Annotated in this window: 21 protein-coding genes; 12 read left to right on the top strand and 9 right to left on the bottom strand. The window is 40.9% G+C overall.

Going from position 1 to position 25,934, the window contains the following annotated elements:
* Positions 1–253: 253 nt before the first annotated feature.
* Complete coding sequence (locus ABJD64_RS00210; protein WP_348182024.1) at positions 254–1,708, bottom strand: RagB/SusD family nutrient uptake outer membrane protein; 1,455 nt, start codon at positions 1,706–1,708, stop codon at positions 254–256.
* A gap of 266 nt (positions 1,709–1,974) precedes the next feature.
* Between ABJD64_RS00210 and ABJD64_RS00205 the strand changes: the two genes are divergently transcribed.
* The 9 genes from ABJD64_RS00205 (at position 1,975) to ABJD64_RS00165 (ending at position 10,240) form a co-directional block, all read left to right on the top strand.
* The gene (locus tag ABJD64_RS00205; protein WP_348182023.1) at positions 1,975–2,349 is read left to right on the top strand and encodes a hypothetical protein; all 375 of its coding nucleotides are present in this window, start codon (positions 1,975–1,977) and stop codon (positions 2,347–2,349) included.
* Between the two features lie 164 nt (positions 2,350–2,513).
* A complete protein-coding gene (locus ABJD64_RS00200) occupies positions 2,514–3,314 on the top strand; it encodes a polyphosphate polymerase domain-containing protein (RefSeq protein ID WP_348182022.1) in 801 nt (266 codons plus the stop codon).
* Positions 3,311–3,976: a DUF4956 domain-containing protein gene (locus ABJD64_RS00195; RefSeq protein WP_348182021.1), complete on the top strand. Its 666-nt coding sequence runs from the start codon at positions 3,311–3,313 to the stop codon at positions 3,974–3,976. Before ABJD64_RS00200 ends, ABJD64_RS00195 begins: the two co-directional genes overlap by 4 nt.
* A 2-nt stretch (positions 3,977–3,978) precedes the next feature.
* Positions 3,979–4,641, top strand: a complete 663-nt coding sequence (locus tag ABJD64_RS00190; RefSeq protein WP_348182020.1) for a DUF2490 domain-containing protein — start codon at positions 3,979–3,981, stop codon at positions 4,639–4,641.
* Between the two features lie 4 nt (positions 4,642–4,645).
* Positions 4,646–6,013 (top strand): CotH kinase family protein, encoded by a 1,368-nt coding sequence (locus ABJD64_RS00185; RefSeq protein ID WP_348182019.1) that lies wholly within the window; start codon positions 4,646–4,648, stop codon positions 6,011–6,013.
* A 152-nt stretch (positions 6,014–6,165) separates the two neighbouring features.
* Positions 6,166–7,302, top strand: coding sequence for a histidine kinase (locus ABJD64_RS00180; protein ID WP_348182018.1), 1,137 nt, complete (start codon positions 6,166–6,168; stop codon positions 7,300–7,302).
* Positions 7,299–8,012: a LytTR family DNA-binding domain-containing protein gene (locus ABJD64_RS00175; protein ID WP_348182017.1), complete on the top strand. Its 714-nt coding sequence runs from the start codon at positions 7,299–7,301 to the stop codon at positions 8,010–8,012. The genes ABJD64_RS00180 and ABJD64_RS00175 overlap by 4 nt, the downstream gene beginning before the upstream one ends.
* A 121-nt stretch (positions 8,013–8,133) precedes the next feature.
* Positions 8,134–9,213: a hypothetical protein gene (locus ABJD64_RS00170; protein WP_348182016.1), complete on the top strand. Its 1,080-nt coding sequence runs from the start codon at positions 8,134–8,136 to the stop codon at positions 9,211–9,213.
* Between the two features lie 10 nt (positions 9,214–9,223).
* Entirely contained in the window at positions 9,224–10,240 is a 1,017-nt protein-coding gene (locus ABJD64_RS00165) for a hypothetical protein (RefSeq protein ID WP_348182015.1), read from the top strand.
* Between the two features lie 83 nt (positions 10,241–10,323).
* Here ABJD64_RS00165 and ABJD64_RS00160 read toward each other — a convergent pair whose 3' ends face one another.
* The 8 genes from ABJD64_RS00160 to ABJD64_RS00125 form a co-directional block, all read right to left on the bottom strand.
* A complete protein-coding gene (locus tag ABJD64_RS00160) occupies positions 10,324–12,723 on the bottom strand; it encodes an FtsX-like permease family protein (RefSeq protein ID WP_348182014.1) in 2,400 nt (799 codons plus the stop codon).
* A 200-nt stretch (positions 12,724–12,923) separates the two neighbouring features.
* Complete coding sequence (locus ABJD64_RS00155; RefSeq protein ID WP_348182013.1) at positions 12,924–13,082, bottom strand: hypothetical protein; 159 nt, start codon at positions 13,080–13,082, stop codon at positions 12,924–12,926.
* Positions 13,083–13,217: 135 nt separating this feature from the next.
* Positions 13,218–14,234 (bottom strand): hypothetical protein, encoded by a 1,017-nt coding sequence (locus tag ABJD64_RS00150; RefSeq protein ID WP_348182012.1) that lies wholly within the window; start codon positions 14,232–14,234, stop codon positions 13,218–13,220.
* A gap of 7 nt (positions 14,235–14,241) precedes the next feature.
* Complete coding sequence (locus ABJD64_RS00145) at positions 14,242–14,826, bottom strand: hypothetical protein (protein WP_348182011.1); 585 nt, start codon at positions 14,824–14,826, stop codon at positions 14,242–14,244.
* A gap of 21 nt (positions 14,827–14,847) precedes the next feature.
* Positions 14,848–16,230 carry a YHYH protein gene (locus ABJD64_RS00140; RefSeq protein WP_348182010.1) on the bottom strand — a complete coding sequence of 461 codons (1,383 nt, stop codon included), beginning with the start codon at positions 16,228–16,230 and terminating at the stop codon, positions 14,848–14,850.
* Between the two features lie 73 nt (positions 16,231–16,303).
* On the bottom strand, positions 16,304–18,799 hold the full coding sequence (locus ABJD64_RS00135) for a TonB-dependent receptor plug domain-containing protein (protein ID WP_348182009.1): 2,496 nt from the start codon (positions 18,797–18,799) through the stop codon (positions 16,304–16,306).
* Positions 18,800–18,820: 21 nt separating this feature from the next.
* Complete coding sequence (locus tag ABJD64_RS00130; protein ID WP_348182008.1) at positions 18,821–19,729, bottom strand: FecR domain-containing protein; 909 nt, start codon at positions 19,727–19,729, stop codon at positions 18,821–18,823.
* Positions 19,730–19,769: 40 nt separating this feature from the next.
* Complete coding sequence (locus tag ABJD64_RS00125; RefSeq protein ID WP_348182007.1) at positions 19,770–20,282, bottom strand: RNA polymerase sigma factor; 513 nt, start codon at positions 20,280–20,282, stop codon at positions 19,770–19,772.
* Positions 20,283–20,490: 208 nt separating this feature from the next.
* On the opposite strand from ABJD64_RS00125, the gene ABJD64_RS00120 reads away from it, so the two are divergent.
* From ABJD64_RS00120 to ABJD64_RS00110, 3 genes are read left to right on the top strand one after another with little or no spacing between them, the layout of a single operon-like run.
* A complete protein-coding gene (locus ABJD64_RS00120; protein ID WP_348182006.1) occupies positions 20,491–23,274 on the top strand; it encodes a response regulator in 2,784 nt (927 codons plus the stop codon).
* 20 nt (positions 23,275–23,294) lie between these two features.
* A complete protein-coding gene (locus tag ABJD64_RS00115; protein ID WP_348182005.1) occupies positions 23,295–24,584 on the top strand; it encodes an MFS transporter in 1,290 nt (429 codons plus the stop codon).
* Positions 24,581–25,927, top strand: a complete 1,347-nt coding sequence (locus tag ABJD64_RS00110; RefSeq protein ID WP_348182004.1) for a 1-acyl-sn-glycerol-3-phosphate acyltransferase — start codon at positions 24,581–24,583, stop codon at positions 25,925–25,927. Before ABJD64_RS00115 ends, ABJD64_RS00110 begins: the two co-directional genes overlap by 4 nt.
* Positions 25,928–25,934: the final 7 nt, after the last annotated feature.

The raw sequence follows: 25,934 nt of genomic DNA, 5'->3' as shown, positions 1-25,934 counted from the left end.
GAACTTGATAATTTTAGAGCAAATCTATAATTATCAGCTGCCTATACAGGTAGCACACGATACCAATTACGATTATCATAGTCGCAGCAAAAACAACCTCCTCACAAATATTTTGATGCGGAACAAATTGAAAAGAAGGTAGAGGCATTGTCTACACAGCTTGAATTATTAATCACCTAAAAAACAGGCGTTCGGGAAAAGAATAATCACTGTGTACTTTCCTAACGGAACCCAAACATGTATCCTACAATAATTAGTACCCCGGGTTTTGAAAAGCATTTGGATTATTGTCTATTACCTCCTGCGGTATGGGAAGAAGAAGTCTGTGAGCTTCTATACTCAGGTCATTTTCGGCCAATTCGAAACGCTTCAATACAAAGAAATCCAAACCTTCAAATACCATCTCAGTCTGATAGAGTTCAATGATGAATTCAATTAACTCTTGGCTGGTAGCCGACATCACTTCACTGAGTTCATCTCTTAGTCTCAGATCATTAACTACATTCAATGCATCAATCAGACTACCTGTGTTGACCATGGCTTCAGCATTTAGCAATAGCGTTTCACTATATCTTGAAATTGGGACATAATCTCCTTTTGGGAATACACTCTCGAAGGATGTCCCACTCGATATATCAAATCCACCAATGATTTCTGCATCCGAAGCGGTAAAATTATCGCTGGAGTTGCTTAGTGTATAATTTGCACCTGAGATCAAACTTCCAGCGGTAGCCATTACATTGGCGTAGCTACCTGATTGAATCGAAAGTTGTAATTGATAGATTCTAGTTTTGAGTGCTTTAGCCAAATCTTGACTAAAATTACCTACATCTTCTCCTGTCCAACTGGCAGGCAAGAGTGTCTCTGCCTCATCCAAATAGGCTATGGCTAGATCCAAAATCTCTCCTCTGGTCACAAACTCTGGTTCCGATTCAGGAAATTCTTCTTCTACCGGTGCATTTTCAAACCATATAAAAATGATGTGATAAGCATAAGCCCTCATCACCAGAGCTTGCCCTTGCACTTCATTCAACTCGTCGCCTGACAGTAAATCCTGAGCTGAATTATAGACGTTATTGGCCAAAAATATGAGGTCATAAGCGTCTTCCCACAGCTTCAATACTTTATCATTAGTAGATGTCAAAGTATGTCCATGTACTGCATCCCAATCACCCGAAGGAGCGGAATTTGTATTGGCATAAACCGCATCAAATAGATAATGATATTCAACAAAATTCCTAAAGAGGGCGTAGCCTTCAACTAGTCCCTCTCTCACTTCTTCGGCCGATTCAAATGACTCAGACGTTGGGGTTGGTTGTTCACCTCCTCCTCCTTGCTCTGTCACATTTATGGTGATTGTAGCATTCGATGTGTCTGTTCCATCAGTGACTTGTACATTCAAACTATAGCTGGGCAAAATGGCGACGCTCAATTCACCCGCAACACTTACTGTCAATTCTCCTGACACAGGATCTAATACAAATACAGAGTTAGTGTTTCCCGACAGGATGGTAAAAATGAGCTCGTCTCCATCATCGTCCATTGCCATGATGGTTCCGACCAAGGCACCGGATTCACTTGTTTCAGCTATCGAGAAGGTCTGATCTTCAATATTTGGTGCTGAATTGTCTTCATCGAGGATACAGCTTGTAAGCAATAGTACGATTAAGAATTGGCTACAAAAAGAGCTGGCAAGTAGGTTTTTCATGTTGTAATACGTCCGGTTGAATATGACAAGATAATTAATTTAACTCAGGCAAGCTATGCTCAAGATTATCTTTAAATAGGTAATGTCAGCCATTGACTAATCGCTCTCCAGATAAGGATACCATGCATTTCTGCCTACCTAACTCGTACCTCGTACCCTTTTCGTTGATAAAATTACCTCATACGTTGATTTGATTTTCCAATCAGAAAAGGCTCCTCTAGGTTTGAATCTATAATAGTTTATGCTTTAACAAAAAATAAAAAATCATGAAGTACATCGGTATAATACTAATTACGATTGCCACAGCCTCCATAGGTTGTTCGCAGTCCCAGCAAAGACAACGTCCGCACAAATTTCCAGATGCAGCACAAATTGAAAAGATGGTAGAGGAATTGTCTCTACAGCTTGAATTGACGGATGAGCAGAAGAAAAATGTTTCTTCTTTATTCAGCACCCACTTTGAAGAGGCGAAAGCAACCAAGCAAAAAACCAGAGAGACCATGGAAGGACTTAGAAAAGAGTTTATCGAACAAGTCACTGCAGAGATCGGTGAGGATAAAGAAGACGAATTTAAAACCTTTATGAAAAGTAAAAGGCCTAAAGGAAAGGGTGGAGAAAGACCGCCAAACAAAGACAAGTAGTTCAATTATCCAGTTTAATGTAAACCTCGGTTTTCCAACCGAGGTTTTTTTATATGCGCTGCGCTAATGTCTGTTAGACCCAATCTCACCATTCGTTGATGAAATCTCCCGATTCGTAGATCGCTTTTTTAATAGCTACGCTCCTTCACTAACCTTGTTTCATCATGCTATTGACACAACCGACATATCACAGAGCCCACCTGGAAGAGGAGACTCCAATCACGGATTTCAGAAAAATAAATCTGGACCAACTCAATCAAGTAGCTCTGATGAATCGGGTGGACACCAAATATCTCCTATCTACAAGTCAGTTGACCAGGCTAACGGACTACTTACGTCCCTTTTACATGGCGCTGGAGATAAATGGCAACAGTCGAATAACATATAACAACATTTACTTTGATACACCAGATGATATCATGTACCTGGCGCATCACAACGGTCAATTGAATCGGCTAAAAATTCGCAAAAGATCTTATCACACAGGACAATCTTTCTTAGAGATCAAAACAAAAAACAACAAGGGCAGAACCCATAAAATAAGAGTGGCTACCACGGAAGACTCTCAATTTTCAAGACTTGAAAATGCGTACATCAAAACGCACACAAAATTTAATCCAACGTCACTTGTACAGAAGCTCACTAATCAATTCAAAAGGATCACACTGGTCAACATTGAATGGAACGAACGATGCACGATAGACACCGACATCGCTTATCAATATCAATCCAGGTCTCATCGGCTTGACCAGGTAGCTATCATTGAAATCAAAAACAGCAGGTGCAATAAAAACTCACAGATGAGATTAGCTCTTGCTCGCCTTGGAATTAAACCTGTTGCTTTCAGCAAGTACTGCATGGGAAGAATCGCACTGAACCCCGACCTGAAGGCCAACAGATTCAAGAAAAGACTGAGATCTATCAAAAAACTGAACACCCAATCCCATTGTAACAAAAAACCATGAACAAAAACACAGATTTCTCATTTGATGCTTGGCAAGGCCTAATCGGACAGCTGCAAAACACCACTACCATGGATTATGACTTTGAGTTGTTGATTGTTCGATTGCTAATCAATCTAGGCGCGTTGGTTCTGCTCATATGGCTCATTCACAAGAGAAACAAAAACAGCACCGATTTTTATTTCAGCTATTTCGCCATTGGTATGACCGTTTTCCTGCTCTGCTTTTTACTTTCCAATGTAAAATTGGAGTTAGGGTTTGCGTTAGGATTGTTCGCCATATTCGGTATTATCAGATACCGAACAGACGCTATTCCGATCAAAGAAATGTCCTTTCTCTTTGTGGTCATCGGTATGTCCGTGGTCAACGCATTGGTCAATGCCAACATTGGCATCATGGGATTATCCTTCATCAACACAATAATTGTCCTTAGCCTTTGGGGCATTGATAAGGCACTAATCATCAACAATCAGCAGTCGCTCCCAGTCCTTTATGAAAACATCGCAAATATCCACTCGGACAATGAAGCATTGTTATTAAAAGATCTAAGAGACAGAACAGGTCTTTCGATCAATTCTTATGACATCCTGGAAATCGACTTCCTCCGCGATGTGGCGCAATTGACTGTCTACTACGACCGGGAAACAACTCCTAAAACCAAATAATCATGAAGCCTACAAGACACAATCTAAGAATCCGTATGCTGGTCATGGCTCTTTTTGTTGCCATCGCATCCCAGGCTCAGGATACCGGGAATACAGAAAACGAATTTGCCTCCTGGTATTCTTTCAAACTGCAAAAGAAATTGGGTGCAGGTTGGCATCTTTTTATCAATCCTGAAATCAGGCTCAACTCACTGGAAGTAGATAAATACCTAATGGAAACAGGTGTAAAATATAAAATCAACAAGTACCTCAACACCACTGCCACTTACCGATTTACAGCGGACCAGAAAAGTGACCACATAGAATATTCGCACCGGATGGCTTTCGATGTGAAAGGCAAAACCAAATTTGGCAATTTCGAACCTGAACTGAGACTCCGGTATTCGACAATTACTGATTTCGACGAAGACCCCAATAATAAATACCTCAGATACAAAGCTTTAGTGGCCTATGATATCCCCAAAAACAGACTCACTCCCTATGTTGCAGCTGAGGCCTTTCAAGAACTATCCGATGATGGATTTACTAAAATGAGGTATAGCCTGGGGGCAGACTACAAGCTAAAAAAGAACAACTATATAGGTCTCAGCTACAAGCTGGACTACTATCTGCATCAGTACAAAAACAAACACATCATAGGTATCAATTACAAACTAAAATTTTAAGCGCATGGAAACCTTTAAGTATATCCTATTGATCTTTCTACTCTCAGGTGCAAGCTCTTGCAGAGACAGCGAGCTAGAGGATGATGTATCGAGCGATTACGACAGTTCAGATATTAACTTTGGCGATATCAACATTGAAACACCTGACTGGACAGAAAGTACCCACGGCAAAGATGCCTCTCTCGACTACGAAGTGGTATTTCCAGACAATGAAGTATTACGAATAGACATTACCATTGACGAAGTAAACTGGGCACTCATGCAAAATGACCTGGATGAAAACCTCGGTTCTTCAGGAGGCCCGGGTGGTGGCGGTGCAGATATAGATTTTACCCCTGTCTGGGTACCTGGTCAAATAGAATTTGATGACCGGGAATGGTACAAAGTAGGCATTAGGTACAAAGGCAACTCTACCCTGCAGAATGCCTATCGGTCCGGCACAGACAAATATCCATTCAAACTAGACTTTGACGAATTCGAAGAAGTCTATCCCGCCATTGAAAACCAGCGATTTTATGGATTCAAGCAGCTCAATTTGGGAAGCAACTATGATGACAATTCATTCATGAGAGAAAAGGTGGCTGCAGATATATTCAGATCATTCGGAGTCCCTGCTGCACACACCGCTTTTTGTGCGGTCTACCTCGATCGTGGAAACGGTTCTGAATATATAGGGCTTTATACGCTCGTGGAAGAGGTAGACGACACACTTCCGGAAACTCAGTTTGCAGATGGTGATGGCAACCTATATAAACCTGATGGTACGGGTGCCTCATTCGCTTTCGGAACTTACAACGATGCTGAGATGGACCTTAAAACCAACGAAGACGAATCCGACTATTCTGATGTAGAAGGGCTGTACAATGTCCTGCATAGCGATGTTCGAACCTCCGACGCTGAGCAGTGGAAGAGCGATTTGGAAGGCATTCTCAATATTGATCAGTATCTCAAATATCTGGCAGCTAACAACGTGATCCAAAACTGGGACACGTATGGCAATATGACGCACAATTACTTCTTATACAATGAAGGAGGTAAACTCATCTGGATCCCCTGGGACAACAATGAAAGCATGCAAGAGGGAAAAATGGGTGGTGCGTTGAGCTTGTCCATGAGTGAAGTGACGAATAGTTGGCCCATCATAAGATACACCATGGATGTCGAAGAATATGAAAGTCAATACAAGGCCTACTTAAGCGAATTTGTCAACGGAGCCTTCGAACCTACAAAGATACAAGCCTTGTATAGCGCTTATGAATCGCTAATTACAAGCTATGCTTCACAAGAATCCTCAAGCTTCTCCAGCGGAGTCAGCAGCTTAAAGTCTCATGTCGAACAGCGGTATGAGGCGGTGATTAACTATTTAGAATAGGTTGAGGTTGGGGGCAGGTACTTCTATATGGAGTACCTGCTATTTATCCCGGTTGCCAATCAATCCTGTTATGACATTAACCTTATTTTATTACATAAATCATTATCGACACATTCTGATATGACTTATGTTTGAATAACACTCCTACTTAAATGACCAAACGAAAAAGAAAAAACCCGGAAGTAAGAAGAATGCAAAGAATGGAAACATTCATTCTTCTGGGAGTTTGCACTTTTGTGCTTATTAGCCCCTTGATTCTACGGCCTGAAGGTGACCTTGAATGGGACAAGACCATTGACCGATGGAAGGACATGATGCCCTTTCTGTTCTTATTGTTACTCAATCATTTCGTACTGATTCCAACCCTCTTCTTCAAGAAAAAGAGAGTTCAATTTATTCTGGCCAGTCTCCTCTTGATTTGTTCAATTGGACTACTAAAAATCATATATCCCGGACAAAAAAAAGGTCACTTGGTGCCACCTCCTGGCCTCCTTGAATCCAGACCTCCACATGAGATGCACGACAGACCACCTTTGCCAGAATCTTTTGATCGGACTCGTCCGCCCGGACCCAAGGGTAATAAAGGAAGGCGGAGTCCTTTTCCACCTGTCACGAATGCCATTGTGATTTCTATTTTGATTCTTCTGATCGATACCGGTTATCGCTCCTCTTTCCGACTGGTGAAAACCGAATACGATCACAATCAGTTGGAAAAAGAGAATATCAAAAACAGACTTTCTATTCTCAAGAATCAGGTCAGTCCTCATTTTTTCATGAATACGCTGAACAATGTACATGCGCTGATTGAAGTCAATCCAAAAGAAGCACAAGAAGCCATTATCAAGTTGTCTAAGCTCATGAGAGCCATGCTCCTGGAACCGGATTCGGGTAAAATTCAGCTTAGGGATGAGATAATTTTTCAAAAGAACTATGTGGAGCTCATGGGCATTAGGTACAATGACAAACTGGAATTGAAGGCGGATTATCCATCTGACATTCCTGACATCCAAATACCTCCTCTTCTATTTACTTCATTAATAGAAAATGCCTTCAAATATGGTGTGAGCTACAAATCCGCTTCATTCATTCATATTTCAATGAAATTGGAAGGCGAAAATCTGAAGTTTGAGATTATGAACAGCAATCATAAAAAAGGAACTGAGGCAAGCCATGGCATCGGCTTGAAAAACATACATGACCGCCTCAATCTACTTTATCAGTCCAATTATGAATTGGCAATTGACGAAAGTGAAGATAAATTTAAGGTAAAGATGAGCATACCCGTATGATCCAATGTATCGCCATAGAAGATGAACCGTTGGCTTTGAGTCAAATAGAATCTTACATCAAAAAAACGCCGTTTTTGGAATTGGTTGATTCATTTGACAATGCTCTGGAAGCACTTGAATTTCTGGATAGCCAACCGATCGATTTGATCTTTACCGACATCAATATGCCCGATCTCAATGGGATGGAGTTTGTGAAATCGCTACGAAACCCACCAAAAGTAATTTTCACTACCGCATACGAAGAGTATGCCATTGAGGGATTCAAGGTAGATGCACTGGACTACCTGCTAAAACCTATCGGCTACCCTGATTTTTTGAAATCCGCCAATAAGGCCAAAACTTGGTTTGACAGTCAGCAAGTTAAACCCATCGAAACTACAAGCAATGATGACTTCCTTTTTATCAAGTCAGAATACAAAGTCATTCGGGTCAATTTTGCAGACATCAAATACATAGAAGGCATGCGCGAATATGTGCGCATTCATCTGACTCATGGAAAACCACTTATGTCTCTGATGAGCATGAAGAAGATCGAAGAGCATCTACCCAAGGATCAATTCATGCGCGTGCATCGCTCTTTTATAGTGAATCTTTCTAAAATTACTACGGTCGAAAAGTCAAGAATTATCTTCGACGAAAATATCTATATCCCAATCAGCGATCAATACAAAGATGCCTTTCAGGCATATTTGGACAAGTTCTTCTTGTAAACCTCCGCTTACAGCCACTCCATTTGATAAAATTTCTGCTGTTAAACAGAAATAGTATTCACCATTTATATCGTCCAATGATCGGTTATATTTGAGTACTTTTTTATATAAAAATAAACACATGAAAAAACTATCACTGACTGGCCTGGTTCTTTTGCTCAGCATATCTGTTTACTCCCAATGGCAAGACAACGGAACAAATTCAACCACGACCGACAATATTGGAATAGGAGGAACACCAGCCTCCAGACTTGATGTAGGTAATTTTGTGAATGGCTCTATTTCAAATGAAGTAGTCCTAAGACTGAGAAATACCGTAGCACAAAATCAGGGAGCCAACTGGGGGTCGGCTATAGAATTCTACAATATGAGTAACAACATAACCAATGCCAATCTGAAAGGAGCCAAGATCATCTCAGAGGCCTCTCAATATGGATGGTCTCATAATTTGAAATTCAGAGTCTTCCAAAACAATGGATTCCAAAATCAAATTGCCACCGATGCATTGATTATTAAAGAAAACGGAAACGTTGGAATATCGGGAAGTTTAGATGTAGGAACTCTAGTGACATCCAAACTTGACATAGGGAATTATCAAAATGGATCAGTGTCTACTCAAGTAGTATTGCGACTAAGAAATACTGTAGCTGAAAATCAGGCGGCCAACTGGGGATCAGCTATTGAATTTTATAACATGAGCAACAATATCACGGTTAATAATCTAGAGGGAGCCAAAATTATTTCAGAGGCCTCTCAATATGGCTGGTCGCACAACTTGAAATTTCGTGTTTTTCAAAACAATGCCTTCCAGAACCAAATTGGTATTGATGCAATGACTATCAATACAAATGGCGACATAGGAATAGGAACATCAACTCCAGATTCCAAATTGACGGTCGCTGGCGATGTGCACTCCAGGGAAGTGAAGGTCACCGTGAATGCAGGTGCTGATTTTGTTTTTGAAGATTCTTATGACCTAAGGTCATTAGAACAGACCGAAAGCTTTATTAAGGAAAACAAACATCTTCCCGAAATCGCTTCTGCAAATGATATGGTTAAAGGTGGCCTTGAACTCGGCGAGATGAACATCAAACTGCTTCAAAAAATCGAAGAAATTACGCTCTACCTTATTGATCAGAACAAGAAACTAGAAGCTCAACAAGCAAAAATTGAAGAGCTTGAAAAGAAGATAACCAACTAAAAAAAATAAGATGAAAAAAATCCATTTGGCCCTGGCAATTACTATGTTAATTGGCAATCTAAAAGCGCAGGTGCATGAAACTAATGATGAAGTGGGAATCGGTATTTCAAACCCCGCCTCCAAATTACATGTAGAAGGAGAAGGTTCTTACAAAAGTAACGCATGGTTTGGAAAGAGCTTCGTAAGTAATCCAGTTTATCATTTTGACCGGGCAAGAGTAGGAATCAGTGGCACCTCTGACAATGGACAATTTGGAGCAGGCATCCACTTTCAAGTCCGTAACAATTCAAACACAAATTACCTTCATGCCATCGTCGGACAAAATCGCGACGGCAGAATGATATTTGAAACTGGTGGAGCTGGAATTAATGCTCCAACCGAGAAAGTGACAATACTTACTGATGGCAGCGTAGGAATAGGCACATCGAGCCCAACTATGAAAACACACATAAAAACGGCTGTCAATGAAATCGATGGACTAAGATTGACTGTAGATGGCACTAACGACGATGGTGGTGTGGGATTGTTTCTATGGAATGCGTCGGGAGGAACTGGAGGAATCATAGCCCTCGATGAGAAAGATCACAATGGTCTGGCCCCAAATGCACTCAATATGTACAGCAATTGGTCTCCGTTAACATTTAGCACTAGCCCCAATAGCTCCGAGAACTATGAGAGGATGAGAATTCTTACAAATGGCAACGTGGGCATCGGCACCACCGATCCCCAATCCAAATTAGCGGTAGAGGGCCAGATTCGCGCAACAGAAGTTAGGGTGCTAGCAGATATCAGTGTGCCGGATTATGTCTTTGAAGAAGATTACAGACTCCGAACCCTACAGGAAACCAAAGCCTTCATTTCCGCCAATAAACATCTACCTGAGATTCCCTCGGCAGCCGAGATTAGTGAAAACGGTATTGATCTCGGTGACATGAATATGAGGCTTTTGAAAAAGATTGAAGAATTGACGCTCCATCAAATAGAGCTACTCGAGCGTATTGAAAAGCTAGAGAATAGTAAGAACTAAAATATCATAAGGCTTGACTTCAGCCTGTGATATAAAAAGCCCAAATTTAACAATTCGGGCTTTTTATCTTCATTTTAAGCTATCTATTCATACCTCAATGCATCCACAGGATTGACTTGAGCAAAGTTTAGGGTTCTTAAACTGGCAATTGTGAGTGACACCAAAACAATAGTAACCACCGGAATACCAAATGTGATCACATCCATAGCTTTGTAATGCGTGAAAATCGAAGCGATCATGGCGTCTATCATAAAGTATCCTGCAGTAACGCCTAAACATGAGGAAATCAAGAGCAACAGAAAGTAATCCTTATTGATCAAGTAAATAATATTTCCGAGGCTGCTACCTAACACTTTTCGTACGCCAATTTCCTTAATTCTTCTAATTAAATTAATTGAAACCAGTGTAAACAACCCTAAAGAGGAAAGCACAAATGCAACAATACCTAAAAACCCAAAGATGGTAATGATATTATCATTTACTTCTTTGGCCTGTCTCAATAGATCGTCCTGAAAGAAACCATTGAAGACCTTGGTTGGCACTTTGCCGTTCCAATCTGCTTCTAGATAATCATAGACTTCTCTGGCTTTATCGATTTGGGTTCTAGCCACCACAAAACTATTGGTGCCGTCATCTTCAAATCTCAAGCTTTTCAAAGTAATTCCCACTTCATCGATAGGTGCCCAAAATCCATACATATAAAAGTTTTTGACTACACCAATCACTGTGAGAGTAGTTGAATCGTTAAGCGCTATTCTTTTTCCCAATGGATCGGTCCAGCCAAACGACTCCACCATTTTTTCATTGATTACAATGGACCCTTCGCTATCTGAGGCTTCAAGTTCTTTTGAAAAAGATCTACCCTGGATAATATCCAGCCCCATAGCTTCCAAATACCCGATTCCGACATCAAGCATATCGGCATCCAATTCAATGCCTTCACTTTCCAGATTTAAGCCATAATCGCCTCTACCAATATGATTTTTAGCACTGGCTACCGCCTCAATATTTGGATTGGCCAACATAGCGCTTAAGGCCTTTTGATACTCATTGTCATTCAAAACACTCACGACGATGATCTGTTCACGATCAAAGCCCATGTCCAGAGTGTCTTGATACTGTGCATTCTGAACAAAGGCCACACTTGCAAAAATCGCAATCACAGTAAATGTGTATTGCAGAGCCAACAAAAACTTAGTGAGTTTACCTGATCCTCCTATACTCAAACTTCCTCGGAGAATACTAACCGGTTCATATTTACTTACATATAAAGATGGGTAGAAGCCAGCCAGAATGGTTGTGAATATCAAAAGGCCAACCAGAAACAGATAAAGCTCTATGTTTTCGGCAAAATTCAACTCAAGTTCCATGCCCTGCCACATGGCACTATATGCCGGCACCAAAAAGTAGGCTATACCTATTGACATGAGAACGGCAAGAAAGCAAATAGTCAAATTTTCGGCCAGGAACTGCAAAATAAGTTGCCTTCTGCTTCCACCAAGTACTTTTCTTACGCCAATTTCTTTTAATCTCCGATTTGACGTGGCGATGGCAGTATTAGTAAAATTGAAACAGGCAACTAACAGGATCAGTAGTGCCATGAGCTGTGGGGTAAGCGTCGCTGCCGTAGGCATGGCATTACGAAGATTATCCCACCGGATTTCCTGCGAAATATGAGCGTGATTATTCATAGGACTCAATACATATTTCGTGACGACGAAGTCCGGGCGAGCCTCATTTTGTATAGACACGTACTTGGACAGTTTTGGCTCGAATGTTTTGGCCTGTTCGGGATCGTTAAAATAGACAAAGGTGGCCTGAGCAAATGAGCCCCAGTTACCTTTTACCTCATCATCGTACATTCTGAATCTATTCTCCATATTCAGTAATATTTCAAAATGCACAGAAGAATTCTGTGGAGCCTTTTGTGTCACACCAGCAATAGTGAAATTAAAGCTCATACCCGTATCATCGAATACGGTCAATACCTTTCCTATGGGGTCTTCATCTCCGTAAAATTTGCTCGCATATTCCTGGGTGACTATGGCATTTTCTAAGGTGTGATATGCATTCTGATCGCCCTTAAGTAGGGGAAAAGTAAAAGATTCCAGAAAGCCTGGATCAGCATAGCACACTCTTGTGTTGAATACCTTGTCCTGTTTTACATCCCGTACGGTAAACGTATGCCCTTCATATCTGAAAACCCGATCCACACCTACAAGATCATTTTTGATCACATCCGCCATCGGCATGGGCACCCTACCATATTCTCTTAGATCCCCCTTATTATCCCTGATATTATGAATCTTATAGATATTATCGATATTGGCGTGATTCTTATCGAAATCTGAATTGTTTTTTGAATTGATATAGGCCACAATACAACAGGCAAGCGCAAGGCCCAAACCAACGATATTGATGGAAACAAAGACTTTGTTTTTGAGTAGGTTACGGAGCGTAACCTTTAGATAGTTTTTGAACATGACAATGGTTTTTTTGAGTTTTTGAAAAAATGGTTACCCTAAGGATGCATCTCAACCTAAATAAGTTGTAGTTATTTACAATTTATTTAATTATTCTCCCTTAAAAACCTCTGTTTGCGTTTGTCACGGCCAATGGTTGCTGGATTTCTATATAAAAATCAGCATTCAGCCTGGTTCACGTTCAATATTTAAAAAAGGGATCAACCAGCCAGCAACAGCAGCACAGCTGCTATCACCATCAACCAAAATTTGTATGCTGCAAGAAAAGGAATAATGATAAAGTTGAGTTGCATAGCCACCATCAACAACACGATAACAATGGCGATTAATTTTAGTGTAGACTTGGTACTTGAGCTCATTCTGATTGAAATTTAAAATTGTGTGTCAATGTTAAGCACTTTTTCAGAATAATAAAATCCGATATCATGGATTGGCAAAAAAAGACCCCGAATCCATTTGACCCGGGGCAACAATCTAATAGTCAAATATCAAACTTAATCAACCGTATATCTTACAATAACTTCATTGTCCAACACCACATTGGTACTCCATATAAATTGAGCGTCACTTGTTGCATGGTCAAAGACATCTGTGAATTTTGTATAAGACTCTTTATTATTCACTCCTATTTCATCATTAGAATAGGTAGTAGCTGCTGGCCACCCAGAGTCATCAAAGCTCTCATTCATCCAATCAGAGGGCAAGTCCCAATGTATGCCATAAAAGCCGGACCCATCGGTAGCATCTGCCGAACTGCAACTTCCAGATAACCTGCTGGTACCGTCTTCTGTCAAGCAAGTCAAATCCTGGATGGGTGCCGTGTAATACGTTTGTGCAGTCCAGGAAGCATCTGTAATCGCAATCGTCGCTGCCTGCGCATCTTGAAACATGGCAACCATGCCGCCGTCTCCCGGATGATATGGAGTGGCCTGATCCTCTGAGCCCAATCCTAAGTTCTCTTCCCAATCCACCAATTTCATAGCAATTGTAAATGGCCGCTCCACCCTGAATCGCACAACATGAGAATTAAAATCAGTGAACGGAACAGCATCCTTGCCCACAGGTGTTCCATTTACAAACAACTCAAAATAATTGTCGGCAAAAATAAATCCTGTGATTACCTCTCCGTTGGCGTCGATTTCTATGATATCAGAACCGTCCAAGGCTGCCAAGGCTTCGGAAGTCGAGTTGTATTTGGTACCATAGCTATTGTAAAGATCCGAGGCAAATGGAAATGAATTGTCTGTAAAATTTACATCTGCAGGCACCGTCCATTCTGTATCGTCTGTAGAAGTGATTGTACCTAATCCGGCTACACGCTGACCATCTGAAAACAAATTTGTAACAGTGGTTGTTGCTGCGCCTTGGGTGACACTTCCTGTCCCTGAATAAGAAGAAGTGTCTGTTCCTCCGTTATCAGTCATTGCTGTATCATCTTCGGAGCAGCTCGTACCAGCAAGCACGAGGCCTAAAACGAGAACAAGCACACTAAAATTTTTACTTATATCCATATCTGTATTATTCAGTAACATCATTGAATGTCAGTGACCCTGAAGATACCAAAGTAACTGATTCGATAGCGGCTTTTAGCGTTTCATAGTCTACTTCCAGAGTATTTTCAGTAGGCAGGGAAGCCGGTGTCTCCGACAAAGCATATACCGTAATAGTATACTCATGTGAGCCCGCACTAGGTGAACAAGGAGACGTGTAAGAGATGGCTGTTCCATCCTTATTGCTTCCTATATACCAGTTGCCATCATCTGCTCCGCCATGCGCAATTGAGGTTACGGACGGGTCAATACCCCAGAGGAGTAAATAGGAGTTGGCATTGGTCTGATCATCCGCGTTAGGAAAGTGATACATCATGATCGCAAGGCTACCAGCTGTTTCCGGAACACCGGACCAGGAGATAGGTATTGAGGCCTCGATGTCATTGTCTTTAGATTCGCACTTGTAATCATCAAGTAATTCACCGCTAGCTACAGCATCACTGGTTACCACTATTTCTCCGTTAGTACCGGTATTATCATCTATTGTTACTTCGTCGTCAGAACAGCTCACTAGTGCCAACCAGACCAAAGCATATATTATCTTTCTCATCATTTTTCGTTTTGTATGAATCTATTATCGTTGAAAGGTTTCTGTGGTAGTAGTACCATCAATGTCATTGAAAATGAAGGTATACAGATCATTTGCATCCCAGCTGTATTCCACTGACCCTTGCTTTCCCTGACTGGTATACTCAAGGGTATAGCCGTTGCCTGTAGCATTCTCGGTCAAGGCAGTGATGACCAGATCATCACTATTGATGCCATGAGGATCTCCTCTGAATGCCTGGCCTATGGCCTGCGGAGTAATCTGGGTCTGTGGTGAAGTTCCCTCTAACGTTACCTCTCCTCTAAGTGAGGCTACCATGTATGGATAGTCAGAAGTACCGTGATAGTGAAATGAGCCGTCACTCCATTCGTGTCCGTGAAAAGTATCGTCCAGGGTTTCCATGGCAGAACCGTCCGGTTCTTTCGACCCATAAACGGGATACCCGTCAAAAGCATAGGCTATTGGCAATATGCCAGAAGTACTTTCCAAATGAATAGGCGCCGTATGATAATGATAATCGTCTCCACGGCCTGAATGACCACCAAAAGCATCAAGTTCCCCGATGTCGTTGGAGACCAGCCCTGAGGCATTGATCGGATTAAAAATGGGGATACCATTGGCTGCAATACCCAAAGCTCCTCTTTGCAGTTCACCCTCTATGCTTACCGGGTTTTCAGCATATTTGGTATTCAAAGGAATTGACCAGGCATTGTCACCGGTATATGGATGGGGTACAGGAAATTGGGCAATCCAGGCTGTGATTCCCACCATCATTTCATGATCCGGAATACCGTCTGATTCTACATAGAAGTATTCATCGTCGAACCTGGTACTCACATTAGTATACGGCGCAAAGGCCAAAGCCAATTCATCAGTACTAGACACAGCGCTCACGAGATCATCAACGGAAGTTACTTCATCCGCTTCATCCGAACACGCTACGACAAATACTGTGGCAACACAGACTACTGCAAATCCAAGAAGCTTCTTTTTCTTTTTCAACTTCTTGACAAGCTCGTTGCCAAATAAGAGCCAAATGATCAGTGCCCCCATCAAGGCATAAAGTACAACCAAATAGTAGCCTGACGAGGATTCTGCTTTCTGAGCCGGAATCTTGACCGATTCAACTTCCATTTCGTTTAATTTGGCAATTCGCTCAATCCTACGCAAGACGTACTTTTGATCTACCCAGCTTAGGTTTTTTAATGGATATGAAACTACTTCTCCTGTTTTCCTTTCCAAATAAACCGATTGATCCTTAGCCAACAGGAAATGACCCTCGTCCAACACTTTATTTTCCACCGATTTCCAAACTCTCGGTTCCTGCCTGGTCTGTGCATGTCCTCCAGCATGAGAATAACCCATATGTGCAAAAAACAGCAGGCCTATAATTAATAGTACATTTTTCATCTTGATAATTTTTCGATTGTTTGATAGTGAGACGAACTGCCCATTCATCTGCCCCACCCCCTCAAGAAAAAAATTACCAGGAAATGCTTACCTGCAGATTCGGTGATATGCCAACCCCTTGCCTGAGTGGTGTATCAGGGTCTACATTCGTTTGGAAAATATTGATCAGATTGCCCTTATTATATAGATTTAGGACAGATAGCCCGATAACTCCTCGCCATTTAGACGCAGGCTTAGAAAACAAATAGGTGGCAGACAGATCAAGTTGATGCTGAACAGGAAATCTTCCTTCATAAGGTATATCTAGTGTGCCTGATGGCTGATTGGGGTTTGTGTCGTCAGGGATTCGGACGGGCATGCCAGACATTAAGCCCCAAGCCAAGGAAAAATCCCATCGCTCTCTAGGAATCAAGAACATGAGGTTGAGCACATGGGTTTGATCAAAGTAGGCGTACTCTTTTTCAGTAAAATCAGTCTGAGAGTTGCTCAGGGTATAACTACACCACAGATCAACCGAAGAAAACCGTTTCTTGACTAATAAGTCAGCCCCGAAGGTTTCTAACGTTCCAGTTTCAATAGCATTTGCGTCTCCTTGTCTGGATATATTTTCAATGTTTTTTTTGTACAGTTCTACATCAACCAGCCAACCTGATTTGTCTAACATGCCTCCAATCATATATTGACTACCCGATTGGACGGGAAGATTTTTGTTAGCCAAGAACCAAAATTGATTGGAAACACGAAAATCATCAAAATCACTTGAAAACTGCCTCTGAAGATATTGGTGCGAAATACCCGCTGAGGTCTTCAGATAAAAGTCTTTCGACAAAAAGTAAGAAAGCATAGCCCTGGGATCAGCATACCATCGTTGTGTAATCGAATAATGATCCATGTGAATACCGCCATCCAACAAAAGCTGTGAGTTGAGCCATTTTTTAACACTTACATATCCCGATTGAATATGAGCCAAACTGTTAGTCTGTTTGTAAACTGGATTGCCACCCCTATCTGTTCCGGACTCCTCAAAATCGACCTGTTGACTCGTAAGTTCATAGCCTGCCCGGAATATTGTAGTTTCGTTTGATTCATACACAATAGAGGCCCTAAACCTAATGTCCTCAATCGTATTAAGTGAATTCACAACTTCTTCCTCAACACCTGAACGTGTAGCAATCCTTTCCTCAGTCAGATCAAAGACTGATACAGTGGCTCCTAGGGCGGATCTCCACTTATCAGACCACTTCCCGGTCCATTTGGTAGTCATACCCCAGTTGTTCAATCCCGATTTTTCCGTTTCCACTAAATCCTGATTATCAGAGGAAAACAGGAAACCAAAATCGTTATAAATGCGCATGGCACTATAGGTAAATTCATGTTTATCGCCAGGTTTAAAAATTAACTTTGCATTTAGATCATTAAATTTTACATCAAACTCATCCAGGCTACTATTTCCTCCTACTATATTTTCGTCCACTTTGCTTCCTTGCATATTTAGAGTAGTGAATGAATCCATTTTTTCAGAAGAGTAATTGGGGTAATTCACGCGTCCTGAAATTGAAAATGCAGCTTTGTCCTTTATCAATGGTACAGTTGCATGAGCGCCAGAGTAAATCGTATTCGCTAAAACTCCACCCGTGACCTGTTTCGGAATTTTCGGATTGGTTCGAATGTTAATCAACCCCCCTACTCTGCCTCCCCACTCAAGAGGGAGACTTCCTCTATACACTTCTATTTCATCTATAATGGCTTGATTGTACGGGGAAATGGTTCCAAAATAGTGCCCAGTATGGTACAAGGGTATATCATCGAAATACATCAAATTTTGGTCATATGTACTACCACGCATCATGAGTGCTCCTGCTTTTCCAGTCGGTGATTTTATTCCTGGTATGGTCTTCAGCACTTGCAGCACATCCCCGTCGGTCTCACCGGCAATCAGGCCCAGATCTGCGGTATTGATGGTTACACTCTGGCTCTCGATGTTAGCATCTATTCCTGAAATGATATAGGATTTTACCATAACGTCCTCTAAATAAAGCGTGTCCTGATCTAACCAAATCAGAGGTTCTGAATCCAGTTGTTGTACAGAGAAATTAAAAGGTTGATAAAACCTTGATGAGATTCGAACAGAGTCGGTTGGGAAAACACTGGAAATCACGAAGCTGTCGGGGCTGGGATAAAGGTAATGCGCCTGTTTATCAGCTAGCTGCACAAGAAGTACCGGGATATTTTCACCGGTTTGCCGGTCCTTTACATCCAATGTCAAGTTGGATCTAATAGGAATTACTGTGTAGTACTTATCCCCAATTATCTCAAACCGGATAGGCAGGGAAGATGACAATTCCTCCAGCGCTTCCGATAACTCTTCTGTTGACGAAGGAACGTCTGCATTCAGGTTTTCCAGTAGCAGGTTATTATAGGAAAACGTTACCTGATGTGCTTTGCTCAATTGGCCAAGAATCTCAATGATTGGTTTTTTAGTATCAGGCTGAGCATTTAGACTAAAGCAAGCACCCACGAAAATCTGTGTGCCAACGATAAACCTAAGCAGAACTGTTCGAATAGACATTAGACTTTAAAATAGGACTTTTTAGTCAAAAATCATTTCATTCTCTGTCGTGAGTGTAAATGATATTTCCAGTGGGTCAAAGATAGACCGAAGTGCCAATTTTAAATCGTTGTGTGGAAATCTTCCGCTAAACTGATGGTTAATATATTTATCCGGAAGGTGAATCTCAATCTCATAATATTTTTTCAGTTCGGTGAGCACGTCAGACAGTGGTGCATTTTCAAACTGGCTAAACCCCTTCAACCAATGTGGTTGCGTGTTTTGAAAGGTGAATCGAACCAACACGCCTTCCTCTAGGTTTATTGCTTCTCCAACTGTTAATATTTCACTTTGGTCTCCTGCCAGTACCTGCACACGTCCTTCGAAGCAGCTAACCTCAAATCGTTCCTCAATAGCTGCAACTTCAAACTCAGTCCCAAGGACTTGTACCTCTCCCAGACTAGTCTTGACTGTAAAAACATGTCCCTTTGATACATCAAAAAATGCTCGACCAGTAAGCTTCAGTTTTCGCTCGTTGTCCCAATCTGATGCGTAGGATATAGAAGATAAAGCATCAATTTTCACCAATGAACCGTCTGGCAATTCATGATCTATTTGCTCGCCCAATGCCGTTTCAATTGTTCGATCACCTGTCAACCACTCCGACCCAAAGTAAAATCCAATGAGCAAGAGAAAGGAGGCTGCTATACTCATCCAGACTCTTAAAGAAACCACTCTGGTTTCCCTTTTTTGGAGGTGTTCGCGTTTCAGTGTAGACAATTTCTGTTCTATGTCAATTTCAGGCAAGGACCAGGTAGCAATATCCTCTATCACTATCTTGAGGTCATCCAGATTGCCTGATTGCTCCAGGCGCAACTGTTCCTCCTCTGAGAGGTCCTCCTTGAGCCACTTGGCCAATAGATCGCTATATTCCTGATCGTCTTTCATCATATCCAAAACGGTTCAATGGGCGTGTTACCCAACCTTGGATTTATATATTTTTTAATTCTTCAATCTTCCCCTTAAGCTTGAGCAAAGCCTTGCCAATTCTTTTTTCAACCGCAGTTTCACTGATATCCAGTAACACTGCAATTTCTTTATAGGTGTATTTGTCAATTCTATTGAGCAAAAAGGCCTCTCGCTGCCCTTCCGGCAAATCAGATATGGCCTTTTCTATTTTAGCTCTGAATTCCTTTGTTCTCAATTCAAAATGTGGGTCTTGATGGTTCACAGCAGATACTTGCTGTTTTTCAAAATTTAGATTTACCTGATCTTTTCGGTACTGATCGATGAGCAATCTTTGAGAGACCGTATACAAGTATGATTTGGCCTTTTCGAAAATCACCTCCTTACACTTATTCCAAAGCCGAACGAAAGACTCCTGAGATATATCCTCCGCTTTGGCCAAATCCCCACATTTATAATAAATGAAATTTCTGATTACAGAGATGTGTTCGCGATATAGGTAATCAAATGACTTTTCTTCGCAAACTGATTTGACCATGATACTTTAAATCTAATTTTTTTGATCTTTTAAGGTTATTGAAAAAGTTCATAACCAATAACCCTATTTTTCAAATAGAGAATTCAATGTTAAGTACTTTTTCAGAAGAATAAAATCCCGTCCATCATTTAGGATTCCTACATCTCTCCTTTTTTATCCAAAATACATTAAATTCGAAGTTGCATTTCGAGGAGAATTTAAGGTTGGCATGAAAAGGTCTCTGATTTTGGTATCGTGGGTAAGCATGTTGTGCGTTTATGCAAATGTACTGCTGGCGGAGACTGCACAATCCAAACGAAGCATAGACAGCCTAAAAGACTCCCTGGGAATTTCTTCTGGTATACATCGCGCTGAGATATTGGTTCAACTCAGTTGGCAGTATAGAAACATTGACTCTGATTCTGCCCTCCACTTTGGCGAAAAGGCATACGAGCTTTCTAAAGAACTCAATTACGAAAGTGGGATCATCAAAAGTCTGAATTTTCAGGGCATCGCTTACCGCAACAAAAGCGATTATTCAAATGCATTTAAGTTCTTTGTAGAGGCTCTTAAGTCGGCCGAAGAAGCTCAAAATCTTGAGCAAATCGGTTACTCAAATATCAACATTGGCAATGTCTACATCTATCAGACCAACTATAACGGCGCACTTGAATATTTTGAAAAAGCACTCGTTCCTGCCAAGCAGCTCAACGATCAGAGCATGCTTGCTTATATCCATCTCAATCTTGGGAGAACCTATTCCAGAATGGATGCTTACGATGAAGCTGAAACAAATTACCTCAAAACAAGAGCATTAAGGCGAACCCTGGAAGACATTGAGGGACTAGTAACCATTGCCGTGGATTTGGCAGAACTATCTATGAGAAAAGGAGATCTGGACCGATCACTGAATTACTTCCATGAGTCGATCGGCGAGATTAAAAAAATAAAGAATAAAGGTGCACTTGCCTTCAGTCTTCACAACATAGCTGTTATCCACCGACAAAAAGAGAACTTGGATTCTGCCGAGTATTATGCAATCAAAAGCCTTGAAGTAGCAAAAGCTAATGACCTGAAAAATGATGTTCGGAAAATTCATGAAAACCTGTCTGTAATAGCCGAAAAACGCGGAGACTATGAAAAAGCTCTTTTCTTTTTTAAACTTAATCAGGAAAATGAAGATTCAATCTTTAATGAACGAACCACAAGAACAATTGAGGGATTGAAATCTCAATATGAAGCGGAGAAAAAAGAAGTAGAGACCTTATTTCTAAGAGAAATTGTTGAACGTCAACAAATTATCATTATCCTGGCCGCCGCTGCCTCCATATTGCTATTTATTATTGCCATTATTATTTATACCAGAGCCGTGGAAAGAAGAAGACTGAATCTTCAAATTTCGGCTCAGGCACAGAAGTTGGAAGAACTTGATTTTGCAAAGTCTCGATTTTTTGCCAACATATCTCATGATTTGCGGAGTCCACTAAGTTTAATTTTAGGCAACTATGAGCAGATCAAACACGACGACGAGTCGTACCTAACCAATGAAGCCAAACAAAGCCTGGATATCGCTAACAAAAATGCACAAAGGTTATTATTTCTCACCGACGAAATCAATGAGCTAACCAAACTAGAAGAAGGGGAGATCAAGTTAAAACTTCAAGATGTCCCTGTGAATACCTATTTGACTTCTTTGGTCTCTATGTTTGCCTCGGCCGCCGAATACAAATCCATTAATCTTGACTTCGAATCCTCTCTGGATGACAATCATGCGATATCTATAGACCCTAACCAATTTGAAAAGATCATTTTCAATCTGATCACGAATGCCCTTAAACATACACATCAAGGAGATTCCATATTAGTCAAAGCAGCTACTCAAGGACAAAATCTTCATATTTCAATAACAGACACTGGCGAAGGAATTCCTGAAAGCAGTCTTCCTTACCTTTTCGATAGATATTATCAATCTCCAAAAAACAAATACCATGTATACGAAGGCTTGGGCATAGGGCTGTCGCTGGTCAAGGAGCTTGTAGATGTCCATGGCGGAGATATTCAGGTACATTCAAAAGTTGACGAAGGATCGACCTTTACTTTGACTCTTCCATATATGGTATTAGAACATGGTTCAGAAATTATACCTGAGCAATCGGAGTATATTGTTTCGAAAAATGAACTATGGAGTGAACTTTGGGAAAAAACATACAAGACAAATCCCCTTGCACCGCTTTCGACCAACGGGCAAGATCCTAAAAATCCTAAAATACTCTTGGTGGATGACCATCCTGAAGTGAGAGAGTTCATCGCCAAATTGATCGGACAGGACTATGACGTAACAGAAGCAGAAAATGGTCTGGTAGCACTCAAAATTTTAGAGAAGCAAAAGATTGACCTGGTGATCACAGATTTGATGATGCCGTGGATGGATGGGTTCGAATTGCTCGAAAAAATCCAGGAAAATGAGGATTGGAAGACGATGCCTGTTTTGGTTGTCTCCGCAAGAAACACAACTGATGATCAGTTGCAAGTATTAACCAGAGGTATCAACAACATTCTACAGAAGCCATTCGGAAAAGAAGAAATTTTGCTCAGGATAAAAAATCTGCTTTCTCAGAAAGACAGATGGGCCAAAAACAAAAACAATACCCTGCTAGTCAATAACAAGCCGCTTATCAACGACATCGAGAAAGAGCTGCTTGAAAAAGTTAAAAAATTGATTACCGAACAAATAGACAATCCGGACTTGACCGTGCTAGTACTCGCTGATGCCATGGCCGCCAGCGAAAGGAAGGTTTATCGAATGATTAAAAAATTGACTGAGCTTACACCACATGAGTACATCAAGGAAATTAGATGGCATTATTTGGAAAAATTGATCAAGAGTAAGAGTCTTAAAAATCCTACCGAGGCTGCCAGATCGATTGGAATGAAAAATGTAACCAATTTCAAAAAACAATTTCATAGTAGATTTAACCGCAGTATCGAAGAAATGATGGCCAAGAACGCTTGATTTTTTCTTATCTTCAGGCCATGATTCTAAACGACAAAAAAACAATCAATGCCTGGTGTTCATACGACTGGGCCAACTCGGTATATAATTTGATTGTAACCACAGCTATTTTCCCAATCTACTATAACAATGCCACTGAGGCTGCCTTTGGTGGTGATCTGGTCACCTTTTTCGGAATCTCTGTCAACAGTTCAGTACTCTATTCCTATGCGATCTCATTTTCATTTCTGATAGCCGTTATACTTTACCCTATCTTGTCAGGAGTAGCTGATTATCGTGGATCCAAGAAGGCATTTATGCGCTTTTTCACTTACCTGGGATCGCTTGCATGCATTGGACTATACTTTTTTGAAGGTAGTAACATTGAGTATGGAATCATTCTGGCAATTATAGCCAGTTTGGGATATGCCTCATCTGTTGTCTTTTACAACGCCTTCTTGCCTGAGATAGCCTCTGAGGATCAAATGGATCGTGTAAGTGCCAAAGGGTTTTCAATGGGGTATATTGGAAGTGTATTGCTGCTGATAGTCAGTCTGGTACTTGTTTCCATTCCCGAAACCTTTGGTTTTGAGGGTGCGGGAAGTGCCACAAGATTTGTCTTTCTTTTGGTTGGCGCTTGGTGGTTTGGGTTTGCTCATATTGCTTTTACAGCCCTAAAAGATAACCGTACGCCAGGCAAGATTACCCAAGAGGTCTTGAAATCAGGATTCAATGAATTAAAGAAAGTATTTGGAAGTCTAAAAGAGAATGTAAACTCAATCCGGTTTCTCTATTCCTTCTTTTTCTACAGCATGGGTGTGCAAACGGTAATGCTTCTTGCACCACTGTTTGCAGCAGAAGAGATTGGCATGGAGTCGAGTGAAATGATCATCGTGATTCTCATCATTCAATTGGTCGCTGTAGGAGGTGCCTATTTGTTTGCTGCCATTTCAAACAAGAAGGGCAACAAAATGTCGATTTCTATTGCCATAGTTATTTGGTTTGGGATTTGTGTTTTCGCCTACTTCATCGCAGACAAAGTTGTTTTTTATGGATTGGCTGGACTATTGGGACTGGTCATGGGCGGTATTCAGTCCATTTCAAGATCGACGTATTCCAAACTTATCCCGGAAGGCACAAAGGACACGGCGTCTTATTTCAGCTTCTATGATGTAACCGAAAAATTCGCTATCGTACTTGGTACTGTAGGTTTTGGCTTTATTCTGCAGGTCACCGGCACTATGCGCAACTCTATGCTGTTCATGGGTTTGTTTTTTGTCATAGGTATCATTATACTTTCCCGGGCAAAACTTAATAAAGGCACAGGTTGATTTACGGGTTTCTCAAAATAGTAGTTAAAGTAGCGTTACGTATATTTTTCCGTAAGGTAACCGTACATAAGGCTATCGAATTGCCTACTAAAGGCCCTTTGATTATCGTAGGTAACCACCCCAATACATTCATGGACCCACTGATATTGGCGACACTTTTTAAGCAACGTGTGGGTTTTCTGGGCAATGCTTCAATATTCGTTCACCCTTTAGTCAATGCTATATTTAGATTCTTCAGGGTAATACCTGTTTATCGGGACAAAGATGTAGCGCCAGGTGCACGGATTGACAATGAGAAGACCTTTCGTGCGTGTTATGAATTTCTTGAAGGGAAAAACTCTTTAATGCTATTTCCTGAAGGTACTAGTCATCATGAATTGAAACTGCGCAAAATCAAAACGGGTGGCTCTCGTATTGCACTGAGCGTGGAAAAAAGGAACAATTTTGAATTAGGTGTTCAGATTATTCCAATTGGCCTTTACTACAGCAACCCTTCAAAGTTTAGAAGTAAAATTTACGTCAACGTTGGAGAATTGATCACCGTGAAAGACTTTGAAGAAAGCTATATGAACGATGAAATAGCTGGAGTCCAAAGGCTAACCAAAACTATTAAACAGTCTCTCGAAAAACTAACGATCACCACTCAGGATAAAGAGCAAGAGGACTTTTTCATCAAGGTGAAGAGAATTTATAAGGAGCAGTTGCTCAAAAAATTTGGCGGGAGAAAAGAGGAAGAATTCGAACTTACGCGTGAAATTGCTAATGCCATACAGTATTTTAAACTCACACTGCCAAGCAAGTACAAGAATATAAAATCCAAGATTGACCGATGCAATCAGCTTCTAGACGAGTTTCAAACTTCTGCGAAGCACACAGCACCTATTCAGAATAAGCTGAAGGAATATGGCATATTGCTATCAGGCACACTCTATCTAATCGCCGGCTTTCCGCTTTATATATATGGACTTTTACAAAACCTACTTCCATTTCGGCTACCCTATTGGATTGCTAAAAAGTTTACCAAAGAGCCTGAATACTACGCTCCAATAATGATGAGTTTGGGGATTTTTATTTTTCCATTATACTACTTGATATCTTACCTGGTCCTCGGCGTACGTGTAGGACCAGACCCTTTACTTTTAAGCCTATATTTAGCCTCATTACCTCTCTCAGGTTATTTTGTATTACACTATTACAGATTCTTTCAGGCAGGTATTACTTTTTTAAAAATCCACAACATCATTAATCCTAAAAAGGACTTGATGAAGGAACTTGAACAGTTGAAAATTTCTATTTTTGAGGAACTGGATGAAGCCAGAACGATTTATTTAAAAAGACTTTAATTATTTA

The organism is Reichenbachiella sp., assembly GCF_039944555.1.
Lineage (GTDB): Bacteria > Bacteroidota > Bacteroidia > Cytophagales > Cyclobacteriaceae > Reichenbachiella.
Note: the sequence above shows the minus strand (reverse complement) of the source record. Positions and strands in the feature narration are given on the sequence as shown.